13 protein-coding genes are annotated in these 12,455 nt (G+C 70.7%); 10 read left to right on the top strand and 3 right to left on the bottom strand.

Going from position 1 to position 12,455, the window contains the following annotated elements; translation table 11 throughout:
• Positions 1-5: 5 nt before the first annotated feature.
• From ACIBUY_RS20045 to ACIBUY_RS20035, 3 genes are all read left to right on the top strand, one after another.
• A complete protein-coding gene (locus tag ACIBUY_RS20045; RefSeq protein WP_365561321.1) occupies positions 6-680 on the top strand; it encodes a response regulator transcription factor in 675 nt (224 codons plus the stop codon).
• Between the two features lie 249 nt (positions 681-929).
• Positions 930-2,060, top strand: coding sequence for an alpha/beta hydrolase (locus ACIBUY_RS20040; protein WP_399153232.1), 1,131 nt, complete (start codon positions 930-932; stop codon positions 2,058-2,060).
• The gene (locus tag ACIBUY_RS20035; protein ID WP_365561317.1) at positions 2,057-3,286 is read left to right on the top strand and encodes an acyltransferase; all 1,230 of its coding nucleotides are present in this window, start codon (positions 2,057-2,059) and stop codon (positions 3,284-3,286) included. Before ACIBUY_RS20040 ends, ACIBUY_RS20035 begins: the two co-directional genes overlap by 4 nt.
• Positions 3,287-3,364: 78 nt before the next feature.
• Here the strand turns inward: ACIBUY_RS20035 and ACIBUY_RS20030 are convergent, their stop codons facing one another.
• A complete protein-coding gene (locus ACIBUY_RS20030; RefSeq protein ID WP_399153231.1) occupies positions 3,365-4,408 on the bottom strand; it encodes an aldo/keto reductase in 1,044 nt (347 codons plus the stop codon).
• A 22-nt stretch (positions 4,409-4,430) separates the two neighbouring features.
• Positions 4,431-4,880, bottom strand: coding sequence for a MerR family transcriptional regulator (locus ACIBUY_RS20025; protein WP_365561314.1), 450 nt, complete (start codon positions 4,878-4,880; stop codon positions 4,431-4,433).
• 93 nt (positions 4,881-4,973) lie between these two features.
• Here ACIBUY_RS20025 and ACIBUY_RS20020 point away from each other — a divergent pair, with 93 nt between their 5' ends.
• Both ACIBUY_RS20020 and ACIBUY_RS20015 read left to right on the top strand, forming a co-directional pair.
• Positions 4,974-5,441: a GNAT family N-acetyltransferase gene (locus tag ACIBUY_RS20020; RefSeq protein ID WP_399153230.1), complete on the top strand. Its 468-nt coding sequence runs from the start codon at positions 4,974-4,976 to the stop codon at positions 5,439-5,441.
• A gap of 10 nt (positions 5,442-5,451) precedes the next feature.
• Entirely contained in the window at positions 5,452-6,273 is an 822-nt protein-coding gene (locus tag ACIBUY_RS20015; RefSeq protein ID WP_399153229.1) for a serine hydrolase domain-containing protein, read from the top strand.
• A gap of 279 nt (positions 6,274-6,552) precedes the next feature.
• Here the strand turns inward: ACIBUY_RS20015 and ACIBUY_RS20010 are convergent, their stop codons facing one another.
• On the bottom strand, positions 6,553-7,209 hold the full coding sequence (locus tag ACIBUY_RS20010; protein ID WP_399153228.1) for a pirin family protein: 657 nt from the start codon (positions 7,207-7,209) through the stop codon (positions 6,553-6,555).
• Positions 7,210-7,396: 187 nt separating this feature from the next.
• On the opposite strand from ACIBUY_RS20010, the gene fasR reads away from it, so the two are divergent.
• The 5 genes from fasR to ACIBUY_RS19985 all read left to right on the top strand — a co-directional run bounded on the left by fasR (position 7,397) and on the right by ACIBUY_RS19985 (position 12,312).
• Positions 7,397-8,536, top strand: coding sequence for a fatty acid biosynthesis transcriptional regulator FasR (fasR, locus tag ACIBUY_RS20005; RefSeq protein ID WP_365561966.1), 1,140 nt, complete (start codon positions 7,397-7,399; stop codon positions 8,534-8,536).
• An 89-nt stretch (positions 8,537-8,625) separates the two neighbouring features.
• Positions 8,626-9,549 carry an ACP S-malonyltransferase gene (locus tag ACIBUY_RS20000; RefSeq protein WP_365561304.1) on the top strand — a complete coding sequence of 308 codons (924 nt, stop codon included), beginning with the start codon at positions 8,626-8,628 and terminating at the stop codon, positions 9,547-9,549.
• Positions 9,550-9,567: 18 nt separating this feature from the next.
• Positions 9,568-10,599 carry a ketoacyl-ACP synthase III gene (locus ACIBUY_RS19995; protein WP_399153227.1) on the top strand — a complete coding sequence of 344 codons (1,032 nt, stop codon included), beginning with the start codon at positions 9,568-9,570 and terminating at the stop codon, positions 10,597-10,599.
• A gap of 103 nt (positions 10,600-10,702) precedes the next feature.
• The gene (locus tag ACIBUY_RS19990) at positions 10,703-10,951 is read left to right on the top strand and encodes an acyl carrier protein (protein ID WP_111662126.1); all 249 of its coding nucleotides are present in this window, start codon (positions 10,703-10,705) and stop codon (positions 10,949-10,951) included.
• Positions 10,952-11,040: 89 nt separating this feature from the next.
• On the top strand, positions 11,041-12,312 hold the full coding sequence (locus ACIBUY_RS19985) for a beta-ketoacyl-[acyl-carrier-protein] synthase family protein (RefSeq protein WP_365561300.1): 1,272 nt from the start codon (positions 11,041-11,043) through the stop codon (positions 12,310-12,312).
• Positions 12,313-12,455 lie beyond the last annotated feature (143 nt).

The following is a 12,455-nucleotide window of genomic DNA, read 5'->3' as shown; positions in this document are numbered from 1 at the left end:
CACGCATGACCATTCGCGTGATCATCGTCGACGACCAGAGCATGGTGCGGGCGGGCTTCGCCGCGCTGCTGTCGGCGCAGAGCGACATCGACGTCGTGGGCGAGGCCCCGGACGGCAAGCAGGGCGTCGACGTGTGCCGGTCCACCCATCCCGATGTGGTCCTCATGGACGTGCGGATGCCCGAGATGGACGGGCTGGCAGCGACCCGCGAACTGCTGGATCCGCCGCCGGGAGTGGTGCACCGGCCCAAGGTGCTGATGCTCACCACGTTCGACGTGGACGACTATGTGTACGCCGCGCTGCGGGCAGGCGCGTCCGGGTTCCTGCTGAAGGACGCGCCGCCCGCCGATCTGATCTCGGCAGTACGGGTCGTGGCGGCCGGCGAGGCACTGCTCGCGCCCACCGTCACCAAGCGGCTCATCGAGGACTTCGCCAGGACCCGGCCGACGCGCAGGGACCGTTCCCCACAGCTCAACGGTCTCACGCCGCGCGAGTTGGAAGTCCTCGAGCTGATCGCGCGCGGCCTGTCGAACCAGGAGATCGCGCAGAAGCTTGTCCTGGCCGAGCAGACGGTGAAGACCCATATCGGCCGTGTGCTCGCGAAGTTGGGGCTGCGCGACCGCGCGCAGGCCGTGATCTTCGCGTACGAATCCGGTCTTGTCTCGCCCGGCGAGCAGTGACGCCTGCTACCCCAGTACGGGTTTCCCTGCCTTTCTCCGCGCGCACCGGGGTGGCAGCGCCTGGACAACTCCCTTGGTACCACGGCGTTTTGCGAGGCCAGCGACGCGCGTCCTGGTCACCCCCTACTGCGGTATGAGGTGCGGATACCCCAGTATCAGCCGCGAGTTGGCTCCGTAGTGTGACGTGCCGACCGAGGCCGACTTCCTACCTTCCCCTCGTCACGCCAACTGATGGAGGGGAGACGGGCGATGGGCCTGGGTTCTTGGAAACGACGCGGTCGCCGCACCCTGGTCGCCGCCGCACTCACGACGACCGTCATCGCGGGCACTGCGGGCTGGGCGTCAAGTCACGAGCAGCACCCCCTGACCGGCCCGCCGCCGGGCACCTCGTCCTGGCGGGCGGACGGGACACTGGGGACCAGACTGCCCGACCCCGCGACGGCGAGTCCGGCCCAAGTGGCCGACTTCTTCCGCGGGTTGAGCGCGGCGGCGCAGCACGAGCTGGCCGCCCGGCACCCGTCGGTCGTCGGCAATCTGGACGGCGCCCCGATCCCCTTGCGCTACGAGGCGAACGCGCGGACGTTGCGCTCCGAGCGCACCCGGGCCCTCGCCGATGCGCACGACACCACGCTGACGCCGCAGGCTCGGGCTCTGGCGAGCGCGCACGCCGAGCGCTGTGCCGATCTGCTCGCCGACGGCCGTCGGATACTCGCCTTCGACTCGCGCGGCCGTGGTCAAGTGGCCGAGGTATACGGGGACTTGACCACGGCCCGGCATGTGTCCGTGATCGTGCCCGGCTCGGACATCGACCTGGGCACCTACGACCGGGCGAAGGACGTGTACGGGACCCCGGCCGGCATGGCCAAGTCCCTCCGGGCAGCAGCGCACGGGCGTACAGCCGTGGTGGCGTGGGTGGGGTACACCACACCGGTGGGCCTCGGCCCGGATGCTGCCACGGGCCGGCTCGCCGAGGCGGGGGCGCCGCGCCTGATCCGGTTCGTCCAGGGCCTCATCGCTGCGGGCACGCCGCACCCGGCCGTCTTCTGCCACAGCTACGGATCGGTGGTGTGCGGCCTCGCCGCCTCTCGACTGCCCGCGTCGGACCTGGTGGTGCTCGGCTCCCCCGGACTGCGCGCCGACAGCGTGGCGGATCTGCACACCCGCGCACGGGTCTGGGCGGCGCGGGACGACAGCGACTGGATCTCCAAGGTCCCCCATGTCGAACTGCTCGGCCTCGGGCACGGCGCCGACCCCGCCGATCCTTCCTTCGGGGCACGGCGAGTGCCGGCCGAGGACGCCGAGGGCCACACCGGCTACTTCGCGCCCGGCACGGACTCGCTGCGCGCCTTCACCGACATCGCCACCGGAGCGACCTCATGACCCTCGCCACTTTGCGGGCCTCTGCCACCTCGGCCGTGACCGCGATCGACGCGAAGACCCCGGCCCACCGGGACCGGGCGGTGGACGGGCTGCGTGCTCTGGCGCTGCTCGCCGTCCCGACCGGGCACTGGCTCCTCGGGGGATTCACCCTGGACGGCCAGGGGGCCCTGCACAACGCGAGTCCGCTGTCCTCCTTCGGCTTCTTCGCGCCCCTGAGCTGGGTGCTGCAGATGCTGGGGGTGTTCTTCCTGGTCGGCGGGTACGCATCAGCGCTGTCGTACCGGCGGGCACAGGAGCGCGGTACGTCGACGGCAGGATGGCTGCGCGGCCGAGTGGCTCGGCTCGGCCGCCCGGTCCTGGGCGTGACAGCGGTCTGGGCGGCGATGATCCCTGTGCTCTACGCGCTGGGAGTGCCGGGGACGACGTTGCGGACCGGCGCCACGCTGGTGATACAGCCCCTCTGGTTCGTCGGCGTCTACACCGTGATCACTGCACTCACACCCTGGTGCATACGGACCGCTCGCCGGCTCGGCGCGTGGGCCGCCGCACCGCTCCTCGGCGCGGTCGCGCTCATCGACTTCCTTCGGTACGGGCCGTTCGCCTCGGCCATGCCGTCCTGGCTGAGTCTGCTGAATCTGCTGCCGGGCTGGATGTTCGCCTACCAACTCGGCGTCTGCTGGGGCGAGAAGCGACTGGGCAGGCGCGGCGCATGGGTTCTGCTCCTCGGAGGGAGCGCCCTGTTCTCGGCGCTCCTGCTCGCCTTTCACTACCCGGCGTCGATGGTCGGGGTACCGGGCCAGGACCGGACGAACTCCCACCCTCCGTCGCTGCTGGTCCTCGCCCTGGCGGCCGCGCAGAGCGGCGCCGCGATCCTGCTGCGGAACCGGATGGGCCGTCTGCTGCGCCGGCCCGCACTGTGGGCGCCGGTCGTAGTGATCAATCTGTCCGCGATGACGATCCTGTGCTGGCACCAGACAGCGATGCTCGCGGCGGCGGTCCCCGCGTCGTTCACCGGGGCGATACCGGGCCTGACCACCGGCCCCGACACCCTCGGCTGGATAGCGGCCCGTCTGTCGTGGCTTCCACTGTTCGCGGGGCTGCTGGCCCTGATAGGTCGCTACGCGCGAGGCTTCGAATTGCCCTGGAAGCAGGCGAGTCGGGGACGCCGGGCACTGGCCGGGGTGCTGGCCGCCGGGTTCACGGTGTTCGCCCTGGGGCTGGCGTGAGGTGGCAGGAGGGTGCCGGGCAGGCTCCAGGAGCCGGGCGCCCGGCGGCGGTTGGCCGCCGGGACACCGGTCCTGCGGCTACTCGCGGCCCGCCGAGGTGAAGGCCATGTCGGCGTAGCGGTCACCGGACACCTGGGAGGCGATCGGTTCGAGCAGCGCCAGCTCGTCGCCGGTCAGGGTGATGCGGGTGGCGGCCGCGTTCTCCTCGACGCGGCTGCGCCTGCGGGTGCCGGGAATCGGGACGACGGCGAGACCGAAAGCTCCCGCCTGCTGCTGCACCCAGGCCAGGGCGATCTGGCCGAGCGTGGCGCCGTGCGCGCCGGCGACCTGGCGGATCGGGGCGAGGAGGGCGGCGTTGGCCTCGGCGTTGTCTCCGGTGAACCGGGGCTGCTGGCGGCGGAAGTCGTTCTCGGACAGTTCCTTCTCGGCGCTCACGAAGGCGCCGGTGAGGAAGCCGCGGCCGAGCGGGGAGTACGGGACGAGCGCTACGCCCAGTTCCGCGGCGGCCGGGACGACCGACCGTTCGATGTCGCGGCTGAACAGCGACCACTCGGACTGGACGGCCGCGATCGGGTGGACCGCCTGGGCAGCACGGAGTTCGTCGGCGGTGACCTCGCTCAGGCCGAGGTGCTTGACCTTGCCGGCGGCGACGAGTTCGGCCATGACACCGACCGTCTCCTCGATGGGCACCTTCGGGTCCCGGCGGTGCATGTAGTACAGGTCGATCGAGTCGACGCCCAGGCGCTGGAGGCTGGCGTCGATGCAGGTCCGAATGTACGTGGGGTCGTTGTTGATGATGCGCTTCGTCGGGTCGTTCGGATCGAAGCCGAGGGCGAACTTGGTCGCCAGGACGACCTCGTCACGATGCGCTTTGACGAAAGGAGCAAGGAACTTCTCGTTCTCACCGGAACCGTAGGCGTCGGCGGTGTCGTACAGGGTGACACCGAGTTCCAGGGCCCGCTCCAGGGTGGCCCGCGCCTCGTCGGCGTCCGTCGGACCGTAGGCGAAGCTCATGCCCATGCAGCCGAGCCCCTGCAAGCCCACCACGGGCCCGTTGCTTCCCAACTCAACAGTGGATATGCGCTGTTCGTGCGCCTGCGGCGGGTGTTCTGTGCTGGTCATGCGGTTCAGCCCCTCCTGACGCCTACTGGGCGCCCGCGTAGAAGTTGATCTTGTGGTCGAGCACGGCCAGGGTGTCCTGGAGCTCGGCCATCCGGTTCAGGACGTCGCGACGGGTCGACTCGAGGAGTTCCCGGCGCTCCTCGAAGGTGTGCTCGCCCAGGCGGACGAGTTCGGCGTAGCGGACCATGTGGGCGACCGGCATGCCGGTGAGCCGCAGCTTGCCGACGAAGGCCAGCCAGTCCAGGTCGCGGTTGTTGTAACGGCGCTGGCCGGTGTGCGAGCGGTCGACATCCGGCATCAGACCGATCCGCTCGTACCAGCGCAGGGTGTGCGCGGTCAGCCCGGTGAAGGCGACGACCTCACTGATCGTGTAGCGGTCCTGGCCGTCCGGGCGCGGATGGGCGCTCGGCGCCGTGGCGCAGGCATCGACCTTGGTGCGGGTGAGTGCGGGCGTGGTCTCCATCACCGTCATGCCCCCACGCTAGAACCTTGGAGTGCGCTCCAAGCAAGCACCTCCCCGGGAATTCCTGGCGACGGCCGAGCAGCCCCCGTTACGGTGTGGATCATGTCGCTCGTCCGTCGTGCCGTCCCCGAGGACGCCCCAGAGCTGGTCCGCCTGCGCAAGATCATGCTCGACTCCATGAGCCCCAGTTCCGATGTGAGCTGGCAGCCGGTCACGACCGAGGCGCTGCGGGCCCATCTCTCCGATCCGGACGGCGAGTTGGCGGCCTTCGTGATCGACTCCCCCACGGATCGGGGAAGGCTCGCTGCCTGCGCGACGGGCACGATCAACCACAGTCTGGGCAGTCCGGGCAATCCCTCCGGCACGTCGGGGCACGTCTTCAATGTGTGCACCGACCCGCAGCACCGGCGGCAGGGCTACTCGCGTGCCTGCATGGAGGCGCTGTTGGACTGGTTCCGGCAGCGTGATGTGCGCCGGATCGATCTGCATGCCACGGCGCAGGGCGAGCCGTTGTACGCCTCGCTCGGGTTCGCCCGCACCCCCGCGCCCTCGATGAGGCTGACGCTCTAGGCTCGTACGCATGCAGAGCCTCGCCTTGATCGAGAACTGGCCGGTCCCGACCGCCGCAGCAGCCGTCGTCCGTGCGGACGGCACGGTGCTGGGGGTGCACGGCCCCACGGCCCACCGTTTCCCGCTGGCCTCGGTCACGAAGCCGCTCGCGGCGTACGCGGCACTCGTCGCGTACGAGGAAGGCGCGATCGAGCTGGACGAGCCGGCCGGCCCCCAGGGGTCGACCGTCCGGCACCTGCTGGCCCACACCAGCGGGCTCGCCTTCGACGAACACCGGACGACGTCGGAGCCGGGGACGCGGCGGCTGTACTCGAACGCGGGCTTCGAGGTGCTCGGGGACCACCTGGCGAAGGCCACGGACATTCCCTTCGCCGAGTATCTGCGGCAGGCCGTGCTCGAACCCCTCGGGATGACCGCGACGACCCTGGACGGGTCGCCCGCCAAGGACGGGGTGTCCACGGTGGACGATCTGGTGCGGTTCGCCGCAGAGGTGCAGGCCCCTCGGCTGCTCGACCCGCGGACGGTGGCCGAGGCGATGACGGTGCAGTACCCGGGGACCAAGGGCGTGTTGCCGGGGTACGGACACCAGAACCCGAACGACTGGGGGCTCGGTTTCGAGATCCGGGACCACAAGTCGCCGCACTGGACGGGCAGTTCGTCCTCGCCGCGGACGTTCGGGCACTTCGGGCAGTCCGGCACGTTCCTGTGGGTGGATCCGGATGCCGGGGTGGCGTGTGTCGCGCTGACGGACCGGGCGTTCGGGCCGTGGGCGGCCGAGGTGTGGCCACCGTTCACCGACGCCGTGCTCGCGGAAATCCGAGCGGGGGCCTGAGCAAAGACCCGGCGGGGCCTGGGCAAAGGCTCGGCCGGAGCCTGACCGAGGCCTAGGCAGGGGCCCGACCGGAGCGCGGGCCGGAGCGCAGCCCGGGGGCATTGGCGCCAACCGCAGTCGCGATCGCCAGCCGCCACAATCCCGGCCGTCGCAGTCGCAGTCGCAGTCGATCATGGAGGGGCATGGCCAGACGCGCCGAAGTCTGACGCGCCGCGACCACCGCTCATGTCCCCCAACACGCGCCGCGACCACCGCACACTCCCCCATCACCCGCCCCGCTCAGCCGCTCATCTCCCACACCAATAGCTGCGCGGCCGTCGTCGCCAGCACCTCGGGGCCGGCTTCCTCGGTGAGGCGGGCGGCGTCGCCCGGCCCCAACTCCGTGTCGTGCAGCCGCACTTCGCCGTGCACCACATGGAGGTAGACGTACGGGGCCGTGGGCAGCTCCGTGCGCTCGCCCGCGGCCAGACGTCGCACATGGAGCATCGCGCCCGCCGCGGGGACGTCGTACGGGGTCGAGTCGGCGATGCCGTGGACCACTTCGTACGCGGGGTCGCCGCCGGGGTCGCGGGGTGCCAGCCACATCTGGATGAAGGTGAGGGGCTCGGTGGCGTCGTTGCGCTCGACGTGACGGACGCCGCCGCCGGAGCTGAGGCGCTGCACATCGCCGGGGCGCACGACGGACACGTGGCCGGTGGAGTCGCGGTGGGTGAGTTCGCCGGTGACGACCCAGGTGACGATCTCGGTGTGGCTGTGGGGGTGTTCGTCGAAGCCTGCGCCGGGCGCCAAGTGCTCCTCGTTGCAGGCCAGGATCGCGCCGAAGCGCAGGTTGTCCGGGTCGTAGTGCGGGCCGAAGGAGAAGGCGTGGAAGGACTCGATCCCGGCCTCGGGTTCGCCTCCGGGATAGCGGTCGCCGGAGCGACGTACATCAATCACGCGGTACACGGTAGCCGTCGTTTCCAGCCGTCCGCCGGGGTCACCTCGGACCCTCCACTCCGCTGAGCCGTCCCGATAAGGCAGTCTTGTCCCCGTGCCCCAATCGGAATCAGCGCAGCCCTCAGCGAACGAACCGGCGGACCTCCGCCCGGATGTCCACGCGGCCCCTCACCCGCACTCGGCGACCCTGAAGCGTCTGGAGAAGTCATCCGGGGCGCTGGCCGCGCAGGCGATCACGCGCATGGACGAGACGCTGTCCTGGTACCGGGCCATGCCGCCGGAGAACCGGTCGTGGATCGGGTTGGTGGCGCAGGCGGGCATCGCCGCGTTCACCGAGTGGTTCCGGCACCCGGACGCTCCGCAGGCCATCTCGACGGATGTGTTCGGCACCGCACCGCGGGAGCTGACGCGGGCGATCACCTTGCGCCAGACCGTGGAGATGGTGCGCACGACCATCGAGGTCATGGAGTCGGCCATCGACGAGGTGGCCGCACCCGGTGACGAGAGCGTGCTGCGCGAGGCACTGCTCGTGTACGCGCGGGAGATCGCGTTCGCGACGGCCCAGGTGTACGCGCAGGCGGCGGAGGCGCGGGGTGCGTGGGACGCGCGGCTGGAGTCGCTCGTCGTCAATGCCGTGCTGTCGGGCGAGGCCGACGAGGGCGCGGTCAGCCGGGCCGCAGCGCTCGGCTGGAACTCGCCGGAGCATGTGTGCGTCGTGCTCGGCACCGCGCCCGACGGCGACAGCGAGCTGACCGTGGAGGCGATCCGGCGGGCCTCACGCCACGCCAAGCTTCAGGTGCTGACCGGTGTGCTCGGTGACCGGCTGGTCGTCATCGCAGGTGGCAGCGACAATCCGCTGGCTGTCGCCAAGTCGCTGATCGGGCCGTTCGCGGCCGGGCCCGTGGTCGCGGGGCCCGTCGTTCCCGACCTGCTCGCCGCCACGCGGTCCGCCCAGGCAGCGGCCGCCGGGCTGAAGGCGTGCGGGGCGTGGCAGGACGCTCCGCGTCCGGTTCTGGCGGACGATCTGCTTCCGGAGCGGGCCATCGCAGGAGACCCGTCCGCGCGAGAGCAGTTGGTGGAGGAGATCTACAGACCGCTGGAGGAAGCGGGCTCGGCTCTTCTGGAGACGCTGAGCGTCTATCTGGAGCAGGCGAGCAGCTTGGAAGGCGCGGCCAGGATGCTCTTCGTGCACCCCAACACCGTCCGCTACCGGCTCCGACGTGTGACCGACGTCACCGGCTGGTCGCCGTCGGACGTCCGGTCCGCTTTCACCTTGCGCATCGCGCTGATCCTGGGGCGCCTGGCCGACGCGGATCCCCAGTCGTAGGCTTTTGTCGGGGGCCTACAATTCCCCCTTCGGTTCTTCGTCCCTGTCCCCACGGGCGGCCCGCACCGTCCACAAGAGAGAGTGTGAGAGTGCTCGTACTCGTCGCTCCCGGCCAAGGCGCTCAGGCGCCCGGCTTCCTGACTCCCTGGCTCGACCTCCCCGGCGCAGCGGACCGCGTCGCCGCGTGGTCGGACGCCCTTGGGCTCGACCTTGCCCACTACGGCACCCAGGCCGACGCGGACGCGATCCGTGACACGGCGGTGGCCCAGCCGCTGCTCGTCGCTGCCGGTCTGCTGTCGGCATCGGCCCTCGGCGATGTGACTCCGGGTGCCGTGGCGGGGCACAGCGTCGGTGAGATCACCGCCGCCGCGTTCGCCGGTGTGCTCGACGACGCCTCCGCTCTGCAGCTCGTGCGCAAGCGCGGTCTGGCCATGGCCGAGGCCGCGGCGATCACGCAGACCGGTATGTCGGCGCTGCTCGGCGGCGACCCCGAGGTCACCATTGCGCACCTGGAGAAGCTCGGCCTGACCCCGGCGAACGTGAACGGAGCGGGCCAGATCGTGGCCGCCGGCACGCTCGAGGAGCTGGCCGCGCTCGAGGCCGACAAGCCGGAGGGCGTGCGCCGCGTGGTGCCGCTGAAGGTGGCCGGTGCGTTCCACACCCGGCACATGGCTCCCGCCGTGGCGACGCTGGAGGCGGCCGCCAAGGAGCTGGCCCCGGCCGACCCCACGGTCACGTACGTCTCGAACAAGGACGGCAAGGCCGTCTCGACCGGTGCCGAGGTGATCGCCCGCCTGGTCGGCCAGGTCGCGAACCCGGTGCGCTGGGACCTGTGCATGGAGACGTTCCAGGAGCTCGGCGTCACCGCGCTGATCGAGGTGTGCCCGGGCGGCACCCTCACCGGCATCGCCAAGCGTGCGCTGCCCGGCGTGAAGACCCTCGCCCTGAAGACCCCCGACGACCTCGACGCAGCCCGCGCCCTGATCGCCGAGTCCGCTGAAGCCACGGCCTGACAAGGAGATCCGAGCAGAATGTCGAAGATCAAGCCCAGCAAGGGTGCACCGTACGCGCGCATCCTCGGCGTCGGTGGGTACCGGCCGACGCGGGTCGTGCCGAACGAGGTGATCCTCGAGAAGATCGACTCGTCCGACGAATGGATCCGTTCGCGCTCCGGCATCTCCACCCGCCACTGGGCCAATGACGAAGAGACCGTGGCGATGATGTCCATCGAGGCATCCGGCAAGGCCATCGCCGACGCGGGCATCCAGGCCGAGCAGATCGGCGCCGTGGTCGTGTCGACGGTCTCGCACTTCGCGCAGACGCCGGCCATCGCGACGGAGATCGCGGACAAGCTCGGCACGCAGAAGGCCGCGGCGTTCGACATCTCCGCGGGCTGCGCCGGCTTCGGCTACGGGCTGACGCTGGCCAAGGGCATGATCGTCGAGGGCAGCGCGGAGTACGTGCTGGTCATCGGCGTGGAGCGACTCTCGGACCTGACCGACCTGGAGGACCGCGCGACGGCCTTCCTGTTCGGTGACGGTGCCGGTGCCGTGGTCGTCGGCCCGGCCAACGAGCCCGCGATCGGCCCCACGGTGTGGGGTTCCGAGGGCGACAAGGCCGGGACGATCAAGCAGACCGTGCCGTGGGACAGGTTCCGGATCGGCGACGTGTCCGAGCTGCCCCTGGATTCCGAGGGCAACGTCAAGTTCCCTGCAATCACGCAGGAGGGCCAGGCGGTGTTCCGCTGGGCCGTGTTCGAGATGGCGAAGGTCGCCCAGCAGGCGCTGGACGCGGCCGGGATCAGCCCGGACGACCTGGATGTCTTCATTCCCCACCAGGCCAACGAGCGGATCATCGACTCGATGGTGAAGACTCTGAAACTGCCGGAGCACGTCACGGTCGCCCGTGACGTGCGCACCACCGGCAACACCTCGGCCGCCTCGATCCCGCTCGCGATGGAGCGGCTCCTGGCGACCGGCGAGGCGAAGAGCGGCGACACCGCGCTCGTGATCGGCTTCGGGGCGGGTCTCGTGTACGCCGCCACGGTCGTTACCCTCCCCTAGGCATCAATTCCGCGCGGATCACCTGGTCCGTGCGGTTGTGACCAGCCTGCCGCTGCCGCGGCGGGTGCCACACCCTCTGGATACACACCGAAGGAGCGCCAACATGGCCGCCACCGAGAAGGAGATCGTCGACGGTCTCGCGGAGATCGTGAACGAGATCGCCGGCATCCCCACCGAGGACGTCCAGCTGGACAAGTCCTTCACCGACGACCTGGACGTCGACTCGCTGTCCATGGTCGAGGTCGTCGTCGCCGCCGAAGAGCGCTTCGACGTCAAGATCCCCGACGACGACGTCAAGAACCTGAAGACCGTCGGCGACGCCACGAAGTACATCCTCGACCACCAGGCCTGAGCCACCCGGCTCGGACCATAAGGTCAGTCGCTCCGCCACCCGGCGGTGGCGCCGCTGAATCCCTCGCATCCGTTGGAGAAAGAATCCCTGTGAGCTCGACCAATCGCACCGTGGTCGTCACCGGTATCGGCGCAACCACACCGCTGGGTGGCGACGCGACATCCACCTGGGAGGGCCTGGTCGCCGGACGTTCCGGTGTCAAGCCCCTCGAGCAGGAGTGGGCCGCCGAGCAGGCGGTCCGTATCGCGGCGCCCGTCGCCGTGGAGCCGGGCGAGGTCATTCCCCGCCCGCAGGCCCGCAAGCTGGACCGCTCCGCGCAGTTCGCGCTGATCGCCGCCAAGGAGGCGTGGGCCGACGCCGGTTTCACCGACAAGGCGGGCGAGGACCCGGCTGTCGACCCCGACCGTCTGGGCGCCGTCATCGCGTCCGGCATCGGCGGCGTGACCACGCTCCTCGACCAGTACGACGTGCTGAAGGAGAAGGGCGTTCGCCGCGTCTCCCCGCACACCGTGCCGATGCTGATGCCCAACGGCCCTTCGGCCAACGTGGGTCTGGCCGTGAACGCCCGCGCGGGTGTGCACACGCCGGTCTCCGCCTGTGCCTCGGGCGCCGAGGCCATCGGCTACGGCATCGAGATGATCCGCACCGGCCGCGCCGACGTCGTCGTCTGCGGTGGCACCGAGGCGGCCATCCACCCGCTGCCCATCGCCGCGTTCGGCAACATGATGGCGATGTCCAAGAACAACGACGACCCGCAGGGTGCCTCGCGCCCCTACGACGTCGCCCGTGACGGCTTCGTCCTCGGTGAGGGCGCGGGCGTCATCGTCCTGGAGTCGGCCGAGCACGCCGCCAAGCGTGGCGCCCGCGTGTACGCGGAGGCCGTCGGCCAGGGCATCTCCGCCGACAGCCACGACATCGTGCAGCCGGAGCCGGAGGGCCGCGGCATCGCGCACGCCCTGCAGAACCTGCTGGACAACACCGACCTGGACCCGGCCGAGATCGTGCACGTGAACGCGCACGCGACGTCGACGCCCGCCGGTGACGTGGCCGAACTGAAGGCGCTGCGCAAGGTGTTCGGCGACGACACCGACCACTTCGCCGTCTCCGCGACGAAGTCGATGACCGGGCACCTGCTCGGTGGCGCCGGTGGCGTGGAGAGCGTGGCGTCCATCCTCGCGCTGTACCACCGCGTCGCTCCGCCGACCATCAACGTGGAGAACCTGGACCCGGAGGCCGAGGCCGCCGCCGACATCGTTCGGGGCGAGGCTCGCAAGCTGCCGGTCGAGGGCCGCATCGCCGCGCTGAACGACTCGTTCGGCTTCGGTGGGCACAACGTGGTGCTGGCGTTCCGCTCGGTCTGAGTCCGAGTGTCACCGCTCGGTTGAACCGAGAGTGGGGCCCCCCCGGGCTACCCCGGCGGGGCCCCCCGCGGGTGGGGGGGGCAGTCGGGGCAGCCCCCAGGGGCACCCCCCGCACCGGGGCGGCCCCGCCCCCGTCCACGCAC

Source organism: Streptomyces sp. NPDC050085 (assembly GCF_044460595.1).
Taxonomy (GTDB): Bacteria; Actinomycetota; Actinomycetes; order Streptomycetales; family Streptomycetaceae; genus Streptomyces.
This window is presented reverse-complemented; position numbering and strand designations above follow the sequence as displayed.